The following is a 24,637-nucleotide window of genomic DNA, read 5'->3' on the forward strand; positions in this document are numbered from 1 at the left end:
AATGGAAACAGAGCAACGGGAGCCGGTTCGTTCAACGGCCATGATGCAGTCGTTTTGGAATGTACAACGCCATCTTGTCCGGGCAGCGCATCAGACAGCGCAGGAAAATGGACTCAGTTTACCGCAATTTCACAGCTTGATGACGATTGCGCCAAGAAGTCCGATTACGCAAAAGGACCTTGCCGCGCATACGCATTTACCGAAAAGCACCCTCAGTCAATCGATTGAAGGACTTGTTCAATCGGGCTGGGTGATCCGGGAAACGAATCCGGACAACCGGCGGGAAGTCGTCTTACGTTTGAGTGATCACGGTCGGCAGTTCGTCGAGACAATCAAACAACAGGAAGCCGGGATGCAACAACGGCTCGAACAGGTTCTCGATCAAATCGATCCTGCCGTCTTTGAACAGATGTTGCAGACGCACGCGCAAATTGCGGAAGGATTAAAGGAGATTTTGTCACCAGGAAACGGAGGCTGTACAGATGATTAAGTTACTCAAAAATCTGACGACCTATAAATGGGCCGTCTTTGCTGTCTTGATTCTGGTCTTCGCCCAGTCGATGTCGGATTTATACTTACCGACCTTGATGGCGGACATCATTGATAAAGGGGTCGTAACAGGGGATACAGCGTACATTTGGAAAATCGGCGCGGTCATGCTTGGGATTACGGGGCTTGGGGCACTTGCGGCGATTGCTGCCAGTTACTACTCCTCAAAAGCCGCGATGGGACTCGGACGCGACATCCGCCGAAAAGTCTTTAACCATGTCGAACGGTTTACGTTACAGGAGTTTGATCAGGTCGGAACGGCCTCGTTGATTACACGGACGACAAACGATATCACGCAAGTCCAGCAGGTCGTTATCATGATGCTTCGGATGGTCGTCAGTGCGCCAATCATGTTTGTCGGTGGACTGATCATGGCTGTCTCGAAAGATGCCAAACTGTCACTCGTCATCGTTGCCGCGATGCCGGTCTTGGTCGTCTCGATTCTGTTGATTCTCTGGAAAGGGGTCCCGTTGTTTGGGCAAGTCCAAAAACGGCTTGACCGCTTGAATCTCGTCTTACGGGAAAACCTGACCGGGATTCGTGTCATCCGCGCTTTCAACCGGGAATCGCAGGAAAAGGTCCGTTTAACAAAAGCGAACGCTGATTTAACGGATGTCTCGATCAAGGTCAATAAAATCATGGCCTTTTTGATGCCGGTCATGATGCTCGTGATGAACTTGACGGTCGTCGGTGTCATTTGGTTCGGTGGCATCCGGATCAACAACGGCGGGATGCAAATCGGAGACTTGATGGCCTTCATTCAATACGTCATGCAGATCATGTTTGCCCTCGTCATGGCGTCCGTCATGTTCGTCATGATTCCCCGGGCAGCGGTCTCGGCGAAACGGATTAATGAAGTGCTCGAGATGGAACCGACGATGGTCGATGCCGGAACAGCATCCGCTGACCGCGAACGCGGGACCCTTGTCTTTGACCGGGTGACATTCAGTTATCCGGGAGCAGAGGCACCGGTCTTATCAGATATCAGCTTTACCGCCCGACCGGGTGAAATCACGGCCGTCATTGGCGGAACGGGTTCCGGAAAATCAACGCTCGTTAATCTGATTCCGCGATTTTATGATGTGACGGACGGTAGCATCCAAGTCAACGGTGTTGACAGCCAAGCTGTCCCGCAGGAAGAATTACGTTCGAAAATCGGTTTTGTCCCGCAAAAAGCGTTATTGTTCACAGGAACGATCGCGGATAATATCCGCTTCGGGAAAGAGGACGCAACGGACGAGGAAATCAAACATGCGGCGCGTGTCGCTCAGGCAACAGATTTTATTGAACGGATGCCAAAGCAGTATGAATCAATGATTGAACAAGGCGGATCAAACGTTTCCGGTGGTCAAAAACAACGATTGTCGATTGCCCGGGCGCTTGTCCGTAAACCGGACATCTATGTCTTTGACGACAGCTTCTCCGCTCTCGATTTTAAAACCGATGCAACGTTACGGAAAGCCTTGAAGCAGGAAACCGAGGATGCAACCGTCCTGATCGTCGCCCAGCGTGTCAGCACGGTCATGGATGCCGATCAGATCATTGTCCTCGAAGAAGGTAAAATTGCCGGGATCGGAACGCATGACGAACTGTATGAAACAAACGACGTCTATCAGGAAATCGTCAAATCCCAACTGTCAGAGGAGGAGATCGCATGAGTACAAGTACAACAAAACGTCCTGCCGGTGGTCCTCCAGGTGGACCGGGTGGTGGTCCCGGCGGCGGGAACATGATGATGATGGGCGAAAAACCAAAAAACTTCAAAGCGACATTCCGGCGTTTGCTCGGTTATCTGAAACCGCGTCGAAACGCTCTCATAGCTGTCTTTGTCGCAGCCATTCTCAGTACGATCTTTATGATTGCCGGACCAAAAATCATGGGAACGGCGATCACGGAACTGTTTGAAGGAGCATACGCCAAGTTCCAGGGGGTACCGGGAGCAGAAATCGACTTTACGAAAATCGGACAGATTTTGCTGTTACTCGCCGGACTGTATGTCATCAGCAGTCTGTTCAGTTACCTGCAACAGTATCTGATGTCTGGGATTGCGCAAAAAACCGTCTATGATTTACGCGAAGATGTAAATCAGAAGCTCGAGCGGTTACCACTCAAGTATTATGACGGTCGTCCGAACGGGGAGACGCTCAGTCGGGTCACGAATGACATCGATACGATCGGCAGTACGTTGCAACAAAGTGTGACCTCGTTCATCACATCGATCGTGACGATTGTCGGGATTTTAATCATGATGCTGACGATCAGTCCGTTGCTAACATTGATCTCACTCGTCTCGTTACCGATCTCGATTTTCGCGATTCGTCCGATTCTGAAACGGTCGCAAAAATACTTTGCCGATCAACAACGGACGCTCGGACAACTGAACGGTCATGTTGAAGAGATGTATACCGGTCATCCGGTCGTCAAAGCATTTGGTCATGAACGCAGAGCGGTCGAACAATTTGATGCGGTTAATGAAGAGTTATATGAAGCGGGACGAAAAGCCCAGTTCATCTCCGGGATCATCATGCCGATGATGATGTTCATCGGAAATATCAGTTATGTCCTGATCAGTGTCGTCGGCGGAATTCTCGTCACCCAGCGCAGCATCTCGATCGGGGACATTCAAGCGTTCATCACCTATACACGTCAGTTCACGCAACCGATCACCCAGACGGCGAACATTGCGAACATCGTCCAGTCGACGGTTGCTGCTGCCGAACGGGTCTTTGAACTGTTGGATGAAGAAGAGGAAGTCAAGGAAGTGACGACTCATCAACTGACGAAAGCCGACGGAGCGGTTGCTTTCGAGCATGTCGACTTCGGTTACGACGAACAGTTGTTGATTGAAGACATGAACATCGACGTCGAACCGGGGCAAACGGTGGCAATCGTTGGTCCGACCGGTGCCGGGAAAACGACGTTGATTAATTTATTGATGCGCTTTTACGAATTGAATCGTGGTGTCATCCGGATTGACGGCATCGATACCCGGAAGATGTCACGCGAGGATTTGCGGACGACATTCGGGATGGTGTTGCAAGATACGTGGCTCTTTAACGGTACGATTCGTGACAATCTTGCTTACGGAAAGACCGGTGCGACGGAAGATGAAATCGTCGAAGCCGCGAAAACAGCCCATGCGGATCACTTTATCCGGACATTGCCAGACGGCTACGATACCGTGTTAAACGAAGAAGCATCGAATATTTCACAGGGACAAAAGCAATTGTTGACGATTGCCCGAGCGGTCCTCGCCGATCCACCAATCATGATTCTCGATGAAGCAACGTCAAGCGTCGATACGCGGACGGAAATCTTTATTCAGCAGGCGATGAAACGCTTGATGGAAGGGCGGACAAGTTTCGTCATCGCCCACCGTCTGTCGACGATTAAAGATGCGGATTTGATTTTGGTCATGGATCAAGGACAGGTCATCGAACAGGGAACGCACGAAACCTTGCTCGAAGCAAACGGTTTTTATGCCGACCTTTACAACAGTCAGTTCTCGGAAAAAGAAGTAGTTTAAGATAGGTGCGGTCAAATCATGACGACGGAATACTAAAAATAAATAGTTTTTCCAAAATGGATGGTTCTAATCAGAATCATCCATTTTTTTAAATACTATTCACAAACTGCCACTTTCAGGTTAAATGTGGTTTAGTAATTCCTTTAGCTGGGGAAATTAAAGAAGTGTCGGAAATATATTATTTAGAGATGAAGGAGTGTGGCAGGATGAACAACTTTTGGAACACGACGTCATTTGACGTCAACGGGATTCTAGGAACTCTCGGAAATATTTTAGGAGCACTTATCGTCTTCCTGATCGGATGGCTGATTGCGAAGCTGATCGCAAACGGCATTCAAAAAGCATTAGAAAAATCGGGTGTCGTTCATAAGTTGTCACCACAAAAAGAAGGTACACCACCACAAAAGAAAAAGTGGACACCTGAAAAAATCATCGGAACTGTGATTTTCTGGGTCTTGATGGTATTTGTTCTTATCCTAGTCTTTAACATCTTGAACTTGAACATCATCGCAGGACCACTTGCGGATACGATGGGCACATTGCTCGCAGCGATCCCGAATATCCTAAAAGCAGCACTGATTCTTCTTCTCGCTTACGTCATCGCGGTTGTACTCCGCATGGTCATCGTCAAAGGCGGAACGAAGTTGATGTCGAACGAAAAAGTCCGTTCGAACAAAATGCTTCAAGGTCAAACGGATCTTTCAAACTATCCGAAGATTGCAGGCGAAATCGTCTTCTATCTTGTTTTACTTTTGTTCCTACCAGGTGTACTTGGTGCGCTCAACATCGAAAGTGTTTCTGAGCCGTTCAGCCAATTACTCTCGTCGTTCCTTGGTTTCATCCCGCGTCTGATTGCTGCAGCAGCGATCTTCTTCGTCGGATTCCTCGTTGCGAAAATCGTTCGCGATATCGTCACGAACTTCCTGCATGCAGTCGGTACAGACAAATTTGCTTCACGCTTCAACATTGGTACAAACGAACAAAAAGATACAAAATCACTTTCTTCAATCCTAGGTACAGTCGTCTTCATCTTGATCTTAATCCCGATCACGATTTCGGCACTTGACCAACTCAATATCAAAGGAATCACAGGACCAGCCATCAACATGTTAAATGATGTTCTTGGCATGATTCCAAACATCATCGTCGGAATCGTCTTGATTCTTGTCGGTCTTTATGTCGGTCGTTTCGTTAAGAAATTCGTTGCAGACCTCTTGTCACGCCTCGGGTTTAACAACTTAACACGCCACTTGAAAATCGGTAACTGGGATGCAAACAATGCATCGACATCACCATCATCAATCGTCGGATCACTCGTTGAAATCGTCATCGTCGTCTTGTTCGTCGTTGAAGCCTTCAACTTGATTGGTCTCAACTTCATGGTCGATCTCGGTCGCGCGGTTCTTGCTTTCCTTCCAAGCGTCTTGACAGCGATCATCATCTTGGCCATCGGTATCATCATCAGCAACTTGGTGAAACGTACAATGGACAGCCTGTTTGCTAACTCGGATTTAAAAGTTCTTTCAAGCGTCGCGAAATATGCCATCCTTGCTCTTGCTGTCTTCATGGCACTTGATCAACTTGGTGTTGCCGCTACAATCGTCAACTCAGCGTTCATCTTGATCCTTGGTGCTGTTGCTCTTGCTTTCGGACTCGCGTTTGGTTTAGGTGGCCGTGATAATGCATCACGTTACCTCGATCGTCTCCAGAAAAAAGCCGAAAATACAGATATCGACACATCGAACCTGCCGTCAAACAACACACCGTCTGCTTCGACGAAGCCAAGCTTAAAAGAAGCAGCAAAAGGTGCAGCGTCAAAAGCAGCAGATGATGTCACGCCAGATCAAGCACCAAAAGCTTCTAAACCATCATCTTCTACGAACGTAAACCCGACACATGGTACGCCAAAGGGTGCACTTCCTGAAAATGATTTAGCACAGCAAGACGATTATCCGATTGATCCGGACGCAAACCGTGGTCCGAACTTAGATCACCCAAATGATCGTCCGTAACATCAGTAAAACTCCTTCACCAGCCGGTGGAGGAGTTTTTTTAGTGCATTAACGCGTATGTACGTGTTTGTATTGTAGTAAAATAACAAAGCTGGTTTGACCAATTTGTGAAAAAAAACAGAAACTTTTGCTTATAAAAGCTGACATCGTTTGTTATGATAAAAAGGTCAATTAGAAAAATGATTTGAATATTCAGAAAAAAGAGAAAGTTCGGAGGGTGTTTTATGAGTTTGCTTCGTAAGAAAGATGTCAGTGTGATGATGGATCAAAAAAGCCATTCCAAACTGGCGCGGCATTTATCAGGCTTTGATTTAGTTTTACTTGGGATTGGTGCGATTATCGGGACGGGGATCTTCGTCCTGACCGGAACAGGAGCGTTGTATGCAGGACCCGCATTACCGGTTGCCTTTATTATTTCTGCTATCGTCTGTGCATTAGCAGCGCTCTGTTACGCTGAGTTTTCATCGATGATTCCCGTCTCAGGTAGTGTCTACACGTACACGTATGCCACGATTGGGGAACTGGTGGCTTGGATCATCGGTTGGTGTCTCATCTTGGAATACGGTTTAGCTTCAAGTGCCGTTGCCACAGGGTGGTCCGGTTATTTCCAGTCATTATTATCCGGATTCGGCATCAGCTTGCCGACAGCATTAACGGCAGCACCAGGTGCTGTACCGGGAAGCGAAACATTCTTCAACTTACCGGCGTTCTTGATCTTGATGGTCATCACGCTGTTGCTCTCAATGGGTATTAAAGAAACAAAACGTGTCAACAATATCATGGTTCTTGTTAAAGTCGCCGTCGTTGTCTTGTTCATCGTCGTCGGCATCTGGTATGTCGAGCCGGGCAACTACACGCCATTCGCACCGTTCGGTATCAGTGGTGTCTTACAGGCTTCAGCGATTGCCTTCTTCGCCTACCTCGGTTTTGATGCTGTTACGTCAGCCGCAGAAGAAGTTAAAGATCCGGGTCGTAACTTGCCGATTGGAATCTTAGGATCACTTGCCATCGTTACAGTATTATACGTTGTCGTATCGGCGATCATGGTCGGAATCGTCCCGTTCAAACAATTTGAAGGGGTCGACAGCCCGGTTTCGTTAGCCTTAAAAGTAGCAGGTCAAGACTGGGTCGCAGGTTTCGTTGACTTAGGTGCGATCGTCGGTATGACGACGGTTATCCTCGTCATGACATTTGGTCTAGTTCGTCTCTTGTTCGCGATGAGCCGTGACGGATTATTGCCGAAAATCTTCTCAGACGTGAATGAGAAATCACATACGCCTGTGAAAGCAACATGGATTCTTGGAACGACAGCTGGTTTGATTGCTGGATTTGTTCCACTCGGTACACTGGCAGAATTGATCAACATCGGGACACTCGCAGCATTCGCCCTGATTTCAATTGCCGTCGTCATCTTACGGAAAACACGTCCTGATCTAAAACGTGCATTCAAAGTGCCATTGGTCCCATTCTTACCAATTCTTTCGGTCCTCGCTTGTATCATGTTGATGTTGAACCTTCAAACCTTCACATGGATTGCTTTCTTCATCTGGACAGGGATTGGCTTACTCGTCTATTTCGGATATGGAAGAACACGCTCGAAATTACACCAATAACATTCACGCCATCCAGGACCGTTTCTGGATGGCTTTTTTGTTTACTTCTGGCAGGAATGAACACCGGAAAAGGCGAACGGTTGTAAGGAAAGGGGCGATCCGAGATGATCCATATTAAACGGGCACCTGATACAGAGACGGCATATTTAGTCATGAAGGAAGGTTTCAGCGATTACATAATTCCACTGGGTTTGTCACGCGAAGTATTCGAAGAACGGATTCTAAAACGGGATTGGAACCAACTGGAGCATTCCTTTATCGCTTACCACGGTGAACGGCCGGTCGCGATTTGGCTCAATGGATTAAAAAACATCAAAAAGCAATCTGTCATGCGCTGCGGCGGACTGGCGGTTGATCCGCAGTACCGGCGACTTGGAATTGCCAAAGCTTTGTATGAAGCACAACTCAGTTATGCCAAGTCCTTGAACGTCGACTGTCTGATGCTTGAAGTCATTCAGGGAAATGAGCCGGCGATTGCCTTATACAAAAGCTTCGGGTACCACACTGTAAGCGAACTCGGATATTTTCTAAAAGAAGAACCGGGACAGGACGAACCGCTTGTTGAAATTGATCAAGTGGCTTTTGAACGACGGTACATACAGCAGGGCGAATATATTTGGCAACAGGATCATACGGTCATGAAGCAGAAAGAGGCCCACTATTATGAACTGGATGGCGCTTTTATTGCTACAGCCAATGAATCAATTTTTGCGATTCTGACGGATGAAGAAGAAGTTGCCCGAGTTGCGACCGAAGCGACACGCCGGTTGGCAGGCAAACACTATCAGTTGCAGTCGACCAATCAACAAGTGTGGGAAGATTTACGGCAAGCCGGTTGGAAGCAGCGGGAATTGAAGCAATTCGTCATGAGTCAAGCCATCTGATACAAAAAAGCCATGATGTGTGGAAGTCCCACGGAGGGAACGCCACACATCACGGCTTTTTGTCAGGTCCATAAACTGATCATGACGATAATGGCAAAAATCACAAACAGGATTCCGGTGCCACCAAGCATGATTAGCATGATTTTGTTCATCATAAAGCAGCCTCAAATCTGTAGAAAACTACGTTTTTTTTCTAGCCTATCATTAAAAAATGTAAAACCAAAGTTGCTTTGCTTTCGTTTACTAAAAAGAACAAGCCTGTTATGGCGTGATTGCTCCATGTTGAAGGCGTAAGTAGTCTTCAATCATCACACGATGCGAGCCGACGATGTTGTCCGGTAATTCCGTTAACGGGAAGTACGTCAACGCAAAACTTTCCTCGCTGATCCGTAACGTACCGGACGTTTCAGTTGTCACGTAAGCGAGGGTTACGCTTTGAAAGACATCCCCGTTTGCAAGCGTCGTGACGTAATTTTTTCCGGAATAAACACCAAGCAATGTCAGCTGTTCCGCGACGAGACCGGTCTCTTCTAACAGCTCACGACGGGCTGTTTCTTCCGTGGATTCGGCCCATTCCATCAATCCGCCGGGCAGTCCAAACCGCGCCTGCGATTCATTGCGTTGTTCGAGCAGGATGTGCCCATTGTTGATGACAAGCACTACGGCACCGACCAAGATCAACGGCGTTTGTCCGACTTGATCCCGGAGCGTTTTAACGTAATTCATCGGGAGACCTCCTGATGGAACGGACAACCGGTGGGGGCAGTTGTTTTTTCCACCGGAGCAATACCGGGAAAGAAGTTAGGCCGTTTAATTGTCGGATCAAAGTCTTTATGGAACAGGTGCGTCGCGGCACCGCTCATCGGCGGTACAAGCCAGGACCAGTCGCCGGTGACATCCCGTTCACACGCGGCTTCATTTTTTTCGAATCGGGCAAACTGTTTGGCAGCCGTATGGTGATCGACGATTGTCACTCCAGCCCGTTCAAACGAATCGAGAACGGCCAGATTCAACTCGACGAGGGCACGGTCTTTCCATAAGGAACGTTCCCGTGACGTATTGAGCCCGAGTTGTCTGGCAACAAGGGGCAAGAGGTCATAACGATCGGTATCCGCTAGATTACGGGCGCCGATTTCCGTTCCCATGTACCAGCCGTTAAACGGCGCACACGGATAGGAGATGCCGCCGATTTCGAGCCGCATATCTGAAATCATCGGAACAGCGTACCACTTGACGATTTGTTCGCCGAATAAATCATAGTCAGGATGTTGAATCGTGACTTCAAGCACCAGCTCGTCCGGCAGCGGATGCAGGCTGACCTGCCCGTCGAGTTCAATCAACAACGGTAAGATATCGAATGCAGTTCCTTGACCGGACCAGCCGAGTGACTGGCACTGTTTAGTGAAAATAATTGAGTTCGGGTCCCCGGTGATGCCCTCCGCGGTCTCATATCCGGCATAACGAATCAACTGATGATTCAAGACGCGGACACGGTCCGGGTGAAAAATCGTGATCGTCGAACGGACACGCCCATCATTCGTCGCATACTCGATATGCTCAAATAAAGCATCGCGTATTGTCTCGATGGTTAAAGCATCGCGTGCGTCGATGACATGGAGCTGATCCCAAAAGAGGCGGCCAATACAGCGGTTGCTGTTACGCCAGGCGAGTTTTGCCCCGTATGCTAACTCTTGGGACGTTTGTTCATATGTCCCTGTCCGTGAAACTTCTTCACGGACTTCATGCAGGCGATTACTGTCCTGCGGGTATTGTTCTATATAGTCAGTTAAGAAGCGTTCGGCTTCGGCAAGTAAAGTGGGCACGGCATAGAATCCTTTCTTTTATCCAACACGACGATTGTTCTTGTTTCAGTGTACCGCCTGCTTCAGCTTTCTGCCAATCGATAATCGTTAAACGCTTACTTATGAGTTCAAAAGACGTTAAAAGTTTAGAAAATGTACTAAAAGGGGGATAGAGGAAAGAACTATTTGAAAGTGAGGAAATTGTTATGTCATTATTAAAACCTGTATTTGCCCGTTTTTTCGGCGAAGCCTTTTTTGATAAATCGGCTCAACTCGCCTATTATCTGATGTTGTCCTTATTTCCATTTTTATTATTTGTAGTTGGATTAGTCTCCTTTTTACCGTTCACATCGGGTGACGTACTCGATTTGATTCGTCCGTTTGCTCCAGCCGAAACGTATGATCTGATTCGAAAGAACGTCGTCGGAATCTTTGATGATGGTGGATTAAAACTCGCCTCGATCAGTTTCCTGGCAGCTTTTTGGCTTGCTTCGATGTCGGTCCAGTCATTGGTCCGTTCATTGAACGATGCGCTGGAAGTCACGCGGAAAGTGCCGTTTTGGAGAGGGTTACTGCAGGACTTCGGTTTTACGGTCGGCATGATGGTCATCTTACCGATGTCGCTTCTCGTTCCGGTTGCCGAAAAATTAACCCGGCGTTTTATTACGCATTTTGCCATCGTCAATGATGTCGTCACGAACTACTCATGGATCTGGTTTTTATTCCGTTGGGGACTCGGATCACTGTTCCTGCTGGTCTTCTTTATCCTGTTGTACCGTGTCCTGCCGAGTGTTCGGCTGACCGTCCGTCAAGTCTTGCCGGGTGCCTTATTTGCGACGATTGCCTGGCAGGCGGTATCGGAATTTTTCTCCTACTACGCGGAATTCGGTAGTTACGACCGCCTGTATGGGCAGTTGGCCGGAATTATCGTTTTGATGACATGGTTTTATCTGTCGTCGGTCGTCCTGATGCTCGGTGGCTTGATGAACGCTGAACGGATGCGTCAAAAGAAAGAAGCGAAGGTCTTAAAACCTGAAAAAATCAAACAGGAGACTGTCCGTTAAGGGCAGTCTTTTGTTTGACGTTGAATCAGTTTTCGATAAAGAAACATTCCGAGTAGGCTGAACGTGAATACGCCTAAAAGAATCAAAGAGAGAGTCGGAAAACCGAATACTTTTGTGATGACGCTCAGGGCGACGACGGCATAAAAACGGCCCAGATTTTTTCGAACAAACGCATTGTCAAACAGATTGAGGAACGAGGCGCCAATCGGAGAGCCAATGAAAGCACCGATGATCAAAGCACCACCGAGATAAAGCGGGGCGTCTGTACCTGAAACAAAATAACTGGTGACCCCACCGAGCACAATCAGTGTCGCAGAAGCGATACTCGTTCCAATCGCTTGTTTGAGCGGGAAACCGACCCATCCAATCAAAAGCGGTGTCAGTAAAAATCCACCGCTGACACCCATCAATGAGGATAAAATCCCGGCAGCAAAACCAATCAGAACTAATTTCAAAAGGGGAGCATCGAGTACGTGATGTTCACTTTCAGTGCGTTTAGCCGGTTTTAAAAACTGAATGGCGAACCAAACCAGCAATACGATGTACAGACCGGAAATGACGGCATCTGCGCCAGTATGCTGTTCCATCCAAAAGATGACCGGCGTGATGACGGCCGAGCCAATGATCCCGGAAATCCCGACCGTCAAGGCGTCGCGCAGATGAACATTTTTGAGCCGGAGATGTGAAACGGTTCCTGTCATCGTAGAAGCAAGTGTTAACAACAGGCTTAAAACAATCGCCGTGCTGGGGGCATAACCAAGAATCAATAACAGGGGTGTCAAAATGATACCACCACCAATTCCGAAAAATCCGGATAAGATACCGATGACGGCACCAAGTAAAACAAATAATCCAATCGTCAAAATAAACCCTTCTTTCTAGCGTAATGGCTACTTCCGACTGTAATGGAAAAGCTATTCATTAGAAAAATGAATTATACTGATATTAACGATCAGAAAAATAGATGAGGTGGAAAAATGAACTTTAACGAGCTGAAAACGTTTGTCACATTAGTTGAAACGAAACATTTTACAAAAACCGCAGAGGAACTCTACATTTCACAACCAACTGTCAGTCTTCATTTAAAGCATCTTGAGGAACGATTTGGCCAACAACTGATTCACCGGCACTCTTTCAACAAGACCGTCAAAGTTTCAGAAGCCGGAGAAGTCGTTTACCGTCATGCCAAGGAACTGCTGCACCAGGTAACCCGGCTCGATCAGGAGATGGATGAACGGATTGGAATCACAAAAGGGACGTTACGGATTGCTGCGACGCATACGATTTACGAAACGATGTTAGAAGAGATGATTCATCGATTTCTGACCGCTTATCCGGATGTCTCAATCGATGTGCAGGTGATGAATCAGGAACAGGTCGAGCAGGCCTTGCTCCATTATGAAATTGATTTAGGTTTAGTAGAAGGACCGATTCATCTGCCGCAAATTGAACCAACCCCGTTTGCCTCGGATTGCTTACAAATCATCGGCCATCGTGATTTGACACTTGATCAAGCGACGTGGATTTACAGAGAAGAGGGATCAGTGTCCCGCTTAGCATTGGAATCCTGGTTACAGCATCAGCAAATTACTCCGAAGCGGGTGATTACGGTTCATTCCAATCGATTGATCAAACAATTAATCCTGAATGGGACAGGTATTTCAATCCTCTCGGAACGCCTGGCAGGACCTTTGCTGGATTCAACTGATTTTAAAATCCACGAAGGTGTCATTATGAAGGAACGGACATTTCAGTTCATCACATTAAAGGGAGAAGTACCTCGTCTTTCTCAAAAGTGGATGGATGAATTTTTTAAGACACGGTAATCAGGAAAACTTTTTCGTTGACATATACCCCTATAGGTATTATTGTATGGAATGTAGCCATTAGGTATGAGACAGGTCACACGGAGAAAAAGGAGAGTGTTCTTCGCATGGAAAAAGTATACGAAGACAAAATCATTCATCGGATGAACCGGATTGAAGGTCAGCTTCACGGTATTACCCGGATGATGAAAGAAGAAGCGTCCTGCAAAGATGTTGTCACTCAACTGAGTGCGACCCGGAGCGCGATTGATCGCGTCATTGGACTTGTCGTGAGTGGAAATCTCATTGACTGTGTCACGAATGACGAAACAGCCGATAACCATGAACAGGCTGTAGCAGAAGCTGTTCAACTGTTACTGAAGAGCAGATAAAAAAATTTACAATGATTAATACCCATTGGGGTAAAATAGATGGAGGAATTTTTCAGATGTCAGAGATTAAAAAAACAACGATTGTATTGTTCAGTGGAGATTACGATAAAGTCATGGCAGCATATATCATCGCCAACGGAGCAGCTGCCTACGACCATGAGGTGACGATTTTCCATACATTCTGGGGATTAAACGCGATGCGTAAAGACGAGCCGATTCAACCGGATAAAACATTCCTTGAAAAAATGTTCGGTAAATTCATGCCGCGCGGTGCCGATAAAATGCCGCTCTCTAAAATGAACTTCGGTGGTGCAGGTCAAAAGATGATCAAAAACGTCATGAAAAAACACAACGCGATGTCGCTTCCCGATTTAATCGAACTGGCGAAAGAGCAGGATGTAAAACTGGTCGCTTGTACGATGACAATGGATCTGCTCGGCTTAAAACAAGAAGAATTGCATGACGGGATTGAATATGCCGGTGTCGCCGCGTATCTCGCTGATGCTGAAGACGGAAACGTCAACCTGTTTATCTAATCTCAAGGAGGCATGATGCAAGTGGATATCTTGAATATCGTATTTCTGATCATCGTTGCGTTTCTTGCTTACCGGATGTTTGCGCCAACGAAAGGTGTCAACAAATTGTCGACGTCCGACTTGAAGCAGCAGTTAGGTGACCGGAACCGGTTTTATTTAGACGTCCGGACACCGGGCGAATTTAAAGGGAATCACATCAAAGGTTTTAAAAACATTCCGCTCCAGACGTTAACGACACAACTCGACAAGATTCCGAAAGACAAAGAAGTCATCGTAATCTGTCAGAGCGGCATGCGCAGTAAACAGGCGGTCAAACAATTAAAAAAAGCGGGTTATGCACGCGTTACAGAAGTGTCAGGCGGAATGAACGCGTGGCGTTAAATAAAACACGAGGAGGAAATACAGATGAAACGATTCACAGCAAAAGAAGTACAGGAAAAGCTTGAGAACGGGGAACAGTTGAACATCATTGACGTCCGTGAAGTGGATGAAGTCAAAGAAGGAAAAATTCCGGAAGCGATTCATATTCCACTCGGTCTCGTCGAATTCAAAATGAATGAACTGGATAAGAAAAAACAGTATGTCATGGTCTGCCGTTCAGGTGCCCGCAGTGGCCGCGCAGCAACCTATCTTGAAGGACAAGGATTTGATGTCATCAATATGGATGGCGGCATGATGTCGTACGAAGGTAAAACAAACTAATTTTTTTAATCTTAATTATACCCCTAGAGGTAAAAGGAGCGAATACTTTTGCAGACCATCAAAACAGATATCGTACTTGATGCACGTGGTTTAGCTTGTCCGATGCCGATCGTACGGACGAAAAAAACGATGAAGACGCTTGAGCCGGGCCAAGTCGTGGAAGTTCAAGCGACAGATAAGGGATCGACGGCTGATTTACGGGCCTGGGCGAACAGTACAGGCAATCAATACCTCGGAACGATTGAAGACGGTGATGTCCTGCGTCATTACGTCCGGAAAGCTTCCGGTAATGATCAAGAAGCGCCGGCGTTCGAACAAGTCGTCAATAACGAGACGGTCGAAGCCGTTCGTCAGAACGCGGATACACTTGTTCTCGATGTTCGGGAAACTGCAGAGTATGCTTTTGCGCACATTCCGAACGCTCTTCATATTCCGTTAGGTGAACTGGATGCACGAAGTGAAGAACTCGATTCGTCGAAAACGATTTACGTCGTCTGTCGGACGGGAAGCCGGAGTGACTTAGCTTGCCAACAACTTGCGGCTAAAGGATTTAGTGTAAAAAACGTAGTTCCCGGTATGAGTGACTGGGCATTTGATACAGAAAAAAACGTGTAATCCGTAAATTACGGTCAGGAGGAAAGACAAAGATGGCACAAGCAATGACTACAAAAGAAGTGACACAAAAAATCATTCGCCGCGAAAAATTATTTATTTTGGACGTCCGGAATGAAGACGCGTTTCAAGACTGGAAAATTGAAGGCGAACAGTTTTCTTATTTGAATGTTCCGTACTTTGATTTACTCGACGGTGTCGAAGATATTTTAGATCAACTACCGACAGATCAACCTGTTCTCGTCGTCTGTGCAAAAGAAGGATCTTCAATTTTCGTCGCGGACTTACTGGAAGAAGCAGGACGGACGGTCTCATATCTTGCAGGCGGGATGAAAGCCTGGAGCGAACACTTGGAGCCGATTTCACTTGGATCATTAAATGAAACTGGAGTCGATCAAGGTGAAGTCGTTCAATTCGTCCGGATCGGGAAAGGCTGCCTGTCTTACATGATCATCTCAGAAGGCGAAGCCGTCCTCGTGGATGCAACACGGATGACAGATGTCTATCTCGACTATGCAAAAGAACGTCAGCTTGAAATCACGCATGTTTTCGACACACATCTTCATGCTGATCACATTTCAGGTGGCCGTGAGATTGCGGAAAAAACAGGTGCGACATATTGGTTGCCACCAAAAGACGCGACGGATGTCACGTTTGACTACGCTGCGCTCGAAGATGGGAGCCACGTTCAGGTAGGCGATACAAAAATTGATGTCCGGGCTCTTTATTCCCCGGGACATACAATCGGCTCCACGTCTTTTGTTGTCGACAATCGGTATCTCTTAACGGGTGACATTCTGTTCATTGATTCAATCGGACGTCCGGATTTAGCCGGTCTTGCAGAAGACTGGGTCGGCGACCTGCGGGAGTCGCTGTACAAGACGTACCGTGAACTTTCAAAAGATCTCATCGTGTTACCGGCCCACTTCATGCTGATCGAAGAGTTAAATGAAGACGGCAGTGTCGCAGAAAAACTCGATATCTTACTCGCAAACAATCACGGCTTGAACATCGAAGATGAAGAAACATTCCGGAAGATGGTGACCGAAAATCTGCCACCGCAACCAAATGCCTATCAAGAAATTCGTGAGACAAACATGGGGAAACAGACACCGGGTCTCGAAGCACAACGCGAAATGGAAGTCGGACCAAACCGTTGCGCCGTTCGTTAAATTAAAAAATAACTTATTTCAGGAGGAATTATCATTATGAAATCAGAACTCGTACTCGACGCAAAAGGGCTTGCCTGCCCAATGCCCATTGTCAAAACAAAAAAAGCCATCGCAGAACTTGAATCAGGACAGGTTCTTGAAATCCATGCAACAGACAAAGGGGCTAAAAATGATTTGCAAGCGTGGGCAAAATCAGGTGGTCATGAGCTTGTGAAACACGAAGAAGAGACCAGCGTCTTAAAATTCTGGATCCAAAAAGGGTAATTCAAGTTGAAGGAGGGCTGGCGACAGTCCTCTTTTTTTAAAGGAGTGAACTGGATAGAAATTGGGATTTATGAAAGAATTCAAAAAAGCGATACTTTGCTTGTACGTCAGCAAAGTATCGCTTTTTCTGATGAAGTTACAGGCGACTTTTTTCGATGACGTCAACGAGTTGTCGTTCGACATCGAGTGCGACTTGCTTCAGTTCGTCGTCTTCGACCAAACCGATCAGTGAGGTCGGGCGCGGCATTCCGATTTTCGTTTGTCCGCCTTCTGTATAGACAGCGAGCTTACACGGCAAAAAGTAGCCGGCCCGTCGTTCAGCCGATAAGACACGGTGGGCTTCTTTCGGATTGCAGACTTCAAGGATATGATATTGGTCGTCAAACGGTAACTCTTTTTCGGCAAATTTTTTCGCTAAATCAAACTCCCATAAGACGCCAAACGAAATCTCGGCAAGTTCTGTCTTCAGACGTTCGATTGTTTTCTCCGTTGAATGATTCGAGTTGACTGTATAGTCAAACATGAATACCCCTCCCGGTTTTTTAGTGTCTTAGATGTATTTCCCTCTTTCAAGAGGATGAATCGTATTTTTTGAATATGCCAAATGAAAGCAGACTGGGCGACAAACTGTGGGAAATCAAGGTACATTAGAAAAAAGACATCCATCAGACAGTGGGGGACGTAAGCTTAAAAAAGGAGGGTGAGGGGAGATGAAGAAACGGATGTTGACGATTCTATCGGTCGTAGCATTGATTGCGATTATGATTGGCGGCTACTTTATTTTCCAGCAACAACAGGCAAAATCGAGCGGAAGCAAAGAGCTGTCGTATACAAAAGAAGAGACGGCAATTCTTGCCGGAGGATGTTTCTGGTGTATGGAACCGCCGTTTGAAGAGTTAAAAGGAGTCAAATCAGTCATCTCCGGTTATACCGGTGGAGATGTTGAAAATCCGACGTATAACCAAGTGTCGGCGGAGACGACCGGTCACCGGGAAGCAGTCCTGATCACGTTTGATCCATCGGTCATCTCGTATAAACAATTGCTTGATGTCTACTGGCGTCAAATCGATCCGACCGATCCAAACGGTCAGTTTGTCGATCAAGGCGAATCCTATACGACAGCGATTTTCTATACGAATGCGGAACAAAAGCAGATTGCGGAACAATCGAAGAAAGATTTGGCAGCAAGCGGCATCTTTGACAAAAAAATCGTCACGCCGTTAATTGAAGCCGGTCCGTTCTATGAGGCAGAAGCGTATCATCAAGACTATTATTTGAAGAGCGAAAAGAAATATAAATTTTACCGGGCTGCATCAGGACGTGATGACTTCATCAATCGATATTGGAATGATCAACCAAAACTGGATTTACCCAAGTATTCGAAATTGACCGACGAACAAATCAAAGCGAAGTTGACGGATATTCAGTATAAAGTGACCCAGGAAGATGGGACAGAACCGGCATTCGACAATCCGTACCATGATTTGAAGGCGGACGGGATTTACGTCGATCTGATTTCCGGCGAACCGTTATTTTCTTCTAATGATAAATTTGATTCGAAAACCGGATGGCCGAGTTTCATTCGACCGTTAGAAAAAGGAAATATCATTGAGAAAAGTGATTTTGCATTAGGGATGAAGCGGATGGAAGTCAGAAGCCGGCACGGGAATGCCCATCTTGGTCATGTCTTTAACGATGGTCCTGAACCGACAGGCTTACGATACTGTATGAACTCAGCCGCTTTACGATTTGTACCGAAAGCCGATCTTAAAAAAGAAGGTTACGGTCAGTATGTTTCTGAATTTAAATAATTAGCTAAATGGGATTTTTCACTTTCGTGAAAAATCCTTTTTCTTTCGAAAATGTAAGGTAGACATTCTAAAAATAACTATCCATTTTATCCAAATATTGTTTATACTATAAACAATGTAAGATCATATCTTGAGGAGGAACGTCGTGAAAAAGTTAACGATTTGGCTCATGCTGAGCTGTTTGATTCTGACACTCGGAATTGGACCGTCAGCTGTGAAAACGGCAGCGGCAAGTGAATTGTCGGAAGCTGTCTTATTAAAAGCCGGACAGGAAACAGTTCTTGAAACCGGAGTAGAGAAAAAGAATACATACTGGTATAAGGTCGAACACCAGGCCGGAATTGAAAAAACGGCGACACACTTTGAATTATCGATTGATACGGATCAGCCGATTGAAGTAACGGCTTACCCAAGTGAAGAGATGGCTTCGAAGGATGAGACCTTTGACCGTTACCGCGCATACGCGGAACCAAGTGACAAAGACATCACGAAGCTGGCTGTTCCTTATGCATGGGACGGACCGTACTACGTCAAAGTCGATTATTATCCGGAGACGGAAGAAGTTAAAACGGTCAAACCAGCAAACGTCAAGTTGACGTACAACGATGTTAAGCTGGCGGTTGAATACGAGCCGATCAGCGATATGAGCTGTATGGCGGAAGAAGCACTCAAACAAACGTCGGACGAAAAACCGATGCTTGCCTTGATGCATGCGATTCAAAAACAAGTGTTGAGCCAATCGGAACAAGGACGCAGCTTAACCTCGTTGTATTACAAGGCATCACCTTATGTCGTTAAAACATTATTATTTAACAAGGATAAACGGACACAAGCTTACGAAGATTTAAAATCACTGAAGCCGGCCATGACAGCTCTTGTCAACGGGACAGCGTACACATTGACGAAAACCGACCAAGCAGCGGTCAACCGTTTATATGCCTTGACACGTGACGCGTCACCGGAAGTCATCGCAACGGAAATCAATCAAGTCGCAAAAACGGCGAACATTGAAAGCATCGGCGGTTCAGATTTAACAGAAGCATTCAAACCGTTCGGGATTCGAGTGAAGTCAGAAGCGAAAACACGGTTCATCGTTAAGTTGAAACCGGGTCACACGCAGCGGACGATGAAAATCGCCGGCACACAGGCAACAGACGTTGAGAAGTTGTCGCTTGGTAAAACCGGTGAGTTTGTCATCGTCACGGAAGATCCGACAGTTAAAAATCAGTCGGCAGCCGTTCTCAAACAATCGTTAAAGAAATCAAATGCTGTCGAGTATGTCGAAGAAGTCCAGACATACCGTGCAACAGGAGACATCAACTACGACTATCAATGGTCGCTCAACCAAAAATCGAGCGTCGAACAGTTCCCGGATGCGGGAATCGGATTCGAAAAATTCTTGAAAAACAATGCAGGTCAAAAGTTAAAACCAGTCACGATTGCAGTTATTGATACAGGGGTCGATTATCGCCTCAAGGACTTACAAGGAAAAGTTGATATTGCCCAGGAAAAGAACTACGTCGATGTGAATGGTAACGGAAATGCACTCGACGATAACGGTCACGGAACACACGTCTCAGGTGTGATCGCAGCGGCTCTCGAAAATAATTACGGGATTCGCGGTATCCATCAGTCAGCAAAAATTCTTCCCGTTAAGGTTTTGAACGCTAACGGTGAAGGTGAAACCGATGCAATTGCACTCGGAATTAAATATGCAGTCGATCACGGGGCGAAAATCATCAACATGAGTCTTGGCGGCGGTGAAAGCCGGACGATGGCGTATATGATGAAATATGCGGCAAATCATGGTGTAACGGTCGTCGCAGCGTCAGGTAACGAATATGATATGTCTGTTGGTTTCCCGGCGAGCTCTGAGTATGCGATCTCGGTCGGCGCAACTAACCCGCTCGGCATGGTTGCCGATTACTCGAACTACGGCATCGGACTCGATGTAGTTGCACCAGGTTCGAAAATCGCAAGTCTTGTCCCGGACGGTAATACAGTCTACATGGACGGAACAAGCATGGCGTCACCACATGTCGCAGCAGTCGCTGGAATTCTTGCGTCACTCGATTCCAAACTGACACCAAAACAAATCGAGACAATCTTACGGACGAGTGCGGAACCACTCGCCTTTGAGAATCCGAATGATTGGTACGATGAAGACGAAGATATGGAAGATGAATATCCACCAGGATACGAGAAGGACAGCACTCCGGACTTCCCGGCATTCGTCAGCCCGGTCTCGGGATATGGAAAAGTCAACATCACACGTGCCATCTCTCAACTGCACTTAAACGGAAAAGTAAATCCGGTCTATGACAACAAACTCGTTGTCAGTGGACAAGTCAAAACGGGTACAAAAGTTGAAATCTGGTCGACGAAAAAGTTGACGGATACAAAAGACACAGCAAAAATGTTAGCAAAAACAACAGCAACAGCCGGTAAATACAGTGTGACGATTCCCCGTCAGGAAAAAGCATCCGTCTTGACGATTCGTTATGCGAATGGTCTTGATGTAACATCGGAACGGACAGAAGTTTTACCAGGAAAGGCTCCGGCTGCTCCGAAAGTCAATCGTGTCCTCGCCGGTGCTACAACCGTAACAGGGACAGCGATTGCCAAAGGTAAAATCACGATCAAAGATGCAAAAAATAAAGTCGTCGGTACAGCAACTGTCGACAGCAAAGGGAAGTTCACGGTGAAGGTCAAAAAACAAGCACCGAATGCCCGCCTTGCTGTCACAGTGAAAGACATTGCGAACCGTTCGAGTAAAGCGACAGTGATTACAGTTGTTGCTCCTCCAGTGGCACCAAAAGTCAAAACAGTCACAGCCGGTCAAACGAAAGTAACCGGGACAGGTGAGAAAAAAGCGCGTGTCTATGTTCAAAACGCAAAGCAAAAAGTAATCGGTAAAGGAACGGTCACTTCAAAAGGTACGTTCACAGTCAAGATTGCCAAACAAAAAGCAGGAGCAAAGCTCTCTGTTTATGTTGAAAACAGCTTTAAACAAAAAAGTACGAGCACGTCAATCGTCGTCAAAAAAGCTAAAAAATAAGTCTTCAGACAAGCCTTTTTCGGGTAAAACGGAAAAGGCTTGTTTTTTTTACCAGATATCTTATTTTTAAAGTATTTTTTTTAGAATTATGATACTTTTAAGTGATTACATTTATTTCAAAAAAGCATCATTCTACGAGGATGATGAGGAGGATATTTCATGATCAAATGGATTCGGAGGCGGATCGGAAGGCAATTGTTGGCAGTTTTTTATACCGTACTCGTGTTGGTTTCAGTCACCTCGTTTTTTGTCTACGATTATATGGAGGGCAGGATCGAGTCATCGCGTAACAATCTGGAGATTATCAGCGAGCAAAACCGACGGGCAGATACGCTGTGGGATAACTGGCAGACCGTTCAATTCGGGCTTCGGGGATTCGTCATTTTCGGAGATCAAGACCGGTTTGATGAAGTCGAGGATTTACGAACCGAAATCAAGAGTGAGACCGATTGGTTTTCCCGTAAAGCAAAAACAGATGAAGAAGAAGAATTTGCTGCACAGATGATGAATTTATATGACTTGTATTACGGAGCGCTTTTCCCGGTCACGCAATCATACGTCAATGGAAAAAAAGACAATAAGATTAATGAAGATTTTTTACAAGGTGACAGTCTGTTTTCATTGCCGATTGCAAAACGGCTTGTCGAGCAGGGACAATTGAAACCTTCAGCGGACGGATCAATTGATATTACACCGGATATCGAACGGGCATCAGTGGCACTTGAGGATTACCGAGATAATTTACAAGCTCAACAGGAAAATGCCGTCATGAATCTGCGGAGTGAAGTCGCAAAAACACAGTGGATTTGGATTTCGAGCATCTTAGTGTTGGTTGGGTTTATTTTATTGTTCGTGCATCCATTTATCCGACGTATGACGAAACAACTGTTGCGTCTGATTGATGACAATCAAAAGTTATCGCGGAACGAACCGATTGAAATGGACTTAAATGAGCAACGCACCGATGAAATTGGAATGCTTCGGTCATCCTTTAATCAAATGGCAGTGACAACCAGCTCCCATACAGAAGCAATACAAGGGAAAAACGAAGAGTTACAGGCGCAAAGTGAGGAATTGCTTGCACAACAGGAAGAGCTCCAAGCACAACAGGAAGAATTGGAAGAAGCATATCAAACGACCAAGCAAAACGAGGAAAAGCTGAAAATGCGAAGTGAGTTGACAGAAGCACTTGCGGTCCGTGAGACGGTGGAGTCGTATCCGGCCATCGTGCGGAAGATGTTAGAAATCACGTCCTCTGAGTATGGTTCCTTACTATTATATGAGGATGGACAGTATATCGGAGCTACGACAAACGGGATGAAGATTCAACAAGTCGAGGCATTATTAGAAGATGAAACATCTGTCCTCAATCGGATGATGCTTCGCAATCAAGTTGTCCAGTCAGAGAAACGGGTTTCCCGGAAGGATGATGTTCCTTACAGCTTCAGTACCCATGAAGTCGCACTGCCGATTTACGATCCATCAACAAATCAGTTAATGGCGGCGGTTTACATGGTACGTTACCAGTCGACGTATAAAGCGCAACAATTAGCCGATATGCGTGAGTTTTCCCAACAGATGACGTTATCATTGCTTCGGACACGTTCTTATGACGAGATGAAACAAGAGAAACAAAAAACGGAACAAGTTCTTGATTCGATTCGAGAAGCCATCATTTATCTGGAAGACGGAAATGATGAATTATACGTGAACCGTCCCTTGTTTGAACTTGTACCGGAACTCCAGTCAGAGTTCACGAAAGACCGGACGTTACCATCCGGCAGTTATGTGATTGAAGTGATGCGTAATATCGTGGATGATGTCGATCGTTTTAATGATTATTTGACCTTGATTCGGGCAGGAGATGTCTCTCCGGATAAAGTTCAATTTGATGTTCGAAACAATACGGCCCATTTAGAAGTCTATGCAGAGCGGATTGATATTGAGGGTGGCTGGAAAGGTGTCATCCTGGTCATTCGGGATATTACCCGGGAAACAGAGGCCGATCGATTAAAAACTGAACTGGTCTCAACCGTATCGCATGAATTGCGCACACCACTCTCGTCGATTTATGGATTTACGGAGCTGATGTTGAACCGTGAGATCGATACGATGAAGCAACGGAAGTATTTAGCGACGATTCATACGGAAACGGAACGGTTGTCGAATTTGGTGACCGATTTCTTGGATGTTCAGCGGATGCAGTCCGGAGGACAACTGTACCAAATGGCGCATCTTGATTTATGTACAATCGTTCAGCAGGTCGTCGACTTATATGATGTGTCGAATGGACAACATGACATTCGTGTCCGAATGTTAGGGACGGAACGTCCGGCAATCATTGGTGATGAAGCGCGCATTAAACAATTACTGAACAACTTGGTGAATAACGCGATTAAGTATTCACCAGAAGGTGGATTAATTGAAGTCAGTATCGGCACCGATGAAGAAAATGCCACAATTCGGATCACGGATCACGGGATTGGCATTCCACATTATGCCTTCTCCCAACTGTTCGATAAATTTTATCGGGTCGATAACTCAGATACACGCCGGATTGGTGGAACGGGTCTTGGATTATCGATTTGCAAGGAAATCGTCAAAGAACACGACGGTGTGATTCATGTCGAGTCAAAAGAAGGACAAGGCAGTACGTTTACGGTCCAGTTGCCGTTACACATTACCGAGAATGTCTAAAGTCAAAACAAGTACCGCTTTGCTTCGGCAACGGTGCTTGTTTTTTTTCTAATCAAGTGAAAATCGTGTGCCCTGCTTCGAAGAAAAAACAGGACAGGTCAAGAATATTTAAATATAATGGAAAGATAGTTAAAAAAC

At 46.2% G+C, this 24,637-nt stretch carries 22 protein-coding genes; 18 read left to right on the forward strand and 4 right to left on the reverse strand.

Annotated features, from left to right (window positions below; all coding sequences use genetic code 11):
* The first annotated feature begins 1 nt into the window (after position 1).
* From MUN34_RS12070 to MUN34_RS12095, 6 genes are all read left to right on the forward strand, one after another.
* The gene (locus tag MUN34_RS12070) at positions 2-490 is read left to right on the forward strand and encodes a MarR family winged helix-turn-helix transcriptional regulator (protein WP_026829413.1); all 489 of its coding nucleotides are present in this window, start codon (positions 2-4) and stop codon (positions 488-490) included.
* Positions 483-2,207, forward strand: a complete 1,725-nt coding sequence (locus tag MUN34_RS12075; RefSeq protein ID WP_247857906.1) for an ABC transporter ATP-binding protein — start codon at positions 483-485, stop codon at positions 2,205-2,207. The genes MUN34_RS12070 and MUN34_RS12075 overlap by 8 nt, the downstream gene beginning before the upstream one ends.
* The gene (locus MUN34_RS12080; RefSeq protein ID WP_282104386.1) at positions 2,204-4,075 is read left to right on the forward strand and encodes an ABC transporter ATP-binding protein; all 1,872 of its coding nucleotides are present in this window, start codon (positions 2,204-2,206) and stop codon (positions 4,073-4,075) included. Before MUN34_RS12075 ends, MUN34_RS12080 begins: the two co-directional genes overlap by 4 nt.
* Positions 4,076-4,281: 206 nt before the next feature.
* Positions 4,282-6,087, forward strand: a complete 1,806-nt coding sequence (locus tag MUN34_RS12085; protein WP_247857907.1) for a mechanosensitive ion channel — start codon at positions 4,282-4,284, stop codon at positions 6,085-6,087.
* A gap of 224 nt (positions 6,088-6,311) precedes the next feature.
* Positions 6,312-7,700: a branched-chain amino acid transporter BcaP gene (gene bcaP / locus MUN34_RS12090; protein WP_282104387.1), complete on the forward strand. Its 1,389-nt coding sequence runs from the start codon at positions 6,312-6,314 to the stop codon at positions 7,698-7,700.
* Positions 7,701-7,804: 104 nt separating this feature from the next.
* Positions 7,805-8,584, forward strand: coding sequence for a GNAT family N-acetyltransferase (locus MUN34_RS12095; RefSeq protein WP_247857908.1), 780 nt, complete (start codon positions 7,805-7,807; stop codon positions 8,582-8,584).
* Between the two features lie 261 nt (positions 8,585-8,845).
* Here MUN34_RS12095 and MUN34_RS12100 read toward each other — a convergent pair whose 3' ends face one another.
* Both MUN34_RS12100 and MUN34_RS12105 read right to left on the reverse strand, forming a co-directional pair.
* A complete protein-coding gene (locus MUN34_RS12100) occupies positions 8,846-9,310 on the reverse strand; it encodes an NUDIX hydrolase (RefSeq protein WP_028107063.1) in 465 nt (154 codons plus the stop codon).
* Positions 9,307-10,407, reverse strand: coding sequence for a nitric oxide synthase oxygenase (locus MUN34_RS12105; protein ID WP_247857909.1), 1,101 nt, complete (start codon positions 10,405-10,407; stop codon positions 9,307-9,309). The genes MUN34_RS12100 and MUN34_RS12105 overlap by 4 nt, the downstream gene beginning before the upstream one ends.
* Positions 10,408-10,592: 185 nt before the next feature.
* On the opposite strand from MUN34_RS12105, the gene MUN34_RS12110 reads away from it, so the two are divergent.
* Positions 10,593-11,450 (forward strand): YihY/virulence factor BrkB family protein, encoded by an 858-nt coding sequence (locus tag MUN34_RS12110; protein WP_247857910.1) that lies wholly within the window; start codon positions 10,593-10,595, stop codon positions 11,448-11,450.
* Here the strand turns inward: MUN34_RS12110 and MUN34_RS12115 are convergent.
* Entirely contained in the window at positions 11,447-12,313 is an 867-nt protein-coding gene (locus MUN34_RS12115) for a sulfite exporter TauE/SafE family protein (RefSeq protein WP_247857911.1), read from the reverse strand. The genes MUN34_RS12110 and MUN34_RS12115 overlap by 4 nt on opposite strands.
* A gap of 114 nt (positions 12,314-12,427) precedes the next feature.
* On the opposite strand from MUN34_RS12115, the gene MUN34_RS12120 reads away from it, so the two are divergent.
* The 8 genes from MUN34_RS12120 (at position 12,428) to MUN34_RS12155 (ending at position 16,933) form a co-directional block, all read left to right on the forward strand.
* Complete coding sequence (locus MUN34_RS12120) at positions 12,428-13,276, forward strand: LysR family transcriptional regulator (protein ID WP_247857912.1); 849 nt, start codon at positions 12,428-12,430, stop codon at positions 13,274-13,276.
* A gap of 107 nt (positions 13,277-13,383) precedes the next feature.
* A complete protein-coding gene (locus tag MUN34_RS12125; RefSeq protein WP_247857913.1) occupies positions 13,384-13,647 on the forward strand; it encodes a metal-sensitive transcriptional regulator in 264 nt (87 codons plus the stop codon).
* A 56-nt stretch (positions 13,648-13,703) separates the two neighbouring features.
* The gene (locus MUN34_RS12130) at positions 13,704-14,183 is read left to right on the forward strand and encodes a DsrE/DsrF/DrsH-like family protein (RefSeq protein WP_247857914.1); all 480 of its coding nucleotides are present in this window, start codon (positions 13,704-13,706) and stop codon (positions 14,181-14,183) included.
* A 15-nt stretch (positions 14,184-14,198) separates the two neighbouring features.
* Positions 14,199-14,564: a rhodanese-like domain-containing protein gene (locus tag MUN34_RS12135; RefSeq protein ID WP_282104395.1), complete on the forward strand. Its 366-nt coding sequence runs from the start codon at positions 14,199-14,201 to the stop codon at positions 14,562-14,564.
* Positions 14,565-14,588: 24 nt separating this feature from the next.
* Complete coding sequence (locus tag MUN34_RS12140) at positions 14,589-14,885, forward strand: rhodanese-like domain-containing protein (RefSeq protein ID WP_026829400.1); 297 nt, start codon at positions 14,589-14,591, stop codon at positions 14,883-14,885.
* 48 nt (positions 14,886-14,933) lie between these two features.
* Positions 14,934-15,500 (forward strand): sulfurtransferase TusA family protein, encoded by a 567-nt coding sequence (locus MUN34_RS12145; RefSeq protein ID WP_247857916.1) that lies wholly within the window; start codon positions 14,934-14,936, stop codon positions 15,498-15,500.
* 32 nt (positions 15,501-15,532) lie between these two features.
* Positions 15,533-16,669: an MBL fold metallo-hydrolase gene (locus MUN34_RS12150; RefSeq protein ID WP_247857917.1), complete on the forward strand. Its 1,137-nt coding sequence runs from the start codon at positions 15,533-15,535 to the stop codon at positions 16,667-16,669.
* Between the two features lie 36 nt (positions 16,670-16,705).
* Positions 16,706-16,933, forward strand: a complete 228-nt coding sequence (locus MUN34_RS12155) for a sulfurtransferase TusA family protein (RefSeq protein WP_247857918.1) — start codon at positions 16,706-16,708, stop codon at positions 16,931-16,933.
* Between the two features lie 136 nt (positions 16,934-17,069).
* On the opposite strand, the gene MUN34_RS12160 is transcribed toward MUN34_RS12155, so the two are convergent.
* Positions 17,070-17,456 (reverse strand): DUF302 domain-containing protein, encoded by a 387-nt coding sequence (locus MUN34_RS12160; protein ID WP_247857919.1) that lies wholly within the window; start codon positions 17,454-17,456, stop codon positions 17,070-17,072.
* Between the two features lie 187 nt (positions 17,457-17,643).
* Here MUN34_RS12160 and msrB point away from each other — a divergent pair, with 187 nt between their 5' ends.
* The 3 genes from msrB (at position 17,644) to MUN34_RS12175 (ending at position 24,499) form a co-directional block, all read left to right on the forward strand.
* Positions 17,644-18,744 carry a peptide-methionine (R)-S-oxide reductase MsrB gene (gene msrB, locus MUN34_RS12165; RefSeq protein WP_026829395.1) on the forward strand — a complete coding sequence of 367 codons (1,101 nt, stop codon included), beginning with the start codon at positions 17,644-17,646 and terminating at the stop codon, positions 18,742-18,744.
* Between the two features lie 145 nt (positions 18,745-18,889).
* A complete protein-coding gene (locus MUN34_RS12170) occupies positions 18,890-21,802 on the forward strand; it encodes a S8 family peptidase (protein ID WP_247857920.1) in 2,913 nt (970 codons plus the stop codon).
* Positions 21,803-21,961: 159 nt separating this feature from the next.
* Positions 21,962-24,499, forward strand: coding sequence for a HAMP domain-containing sensor histidine kinase (locus MUN34_RS12175; protein ID WP_247857921.1), 2,538 nt, complete (start codon positions 21,962-21,964; stop codon positions 24,497-24,499).
* Positions 24,500-24,637 lie beyond the last annotated feature (138 nt).

Origin of the sequence: Exiguobacterium sp. 17-1 (genome assembly GCF_023096305.1) — a bacterium.
GTDB classification, from domain to species: domain Bacteria; phylum Bacillota; class Bacilli; order Exiguobacteriales; family Exiguobacteriaceae; genus Exiguobacterium_A; species Exiguobacterium_A sibiricum_A.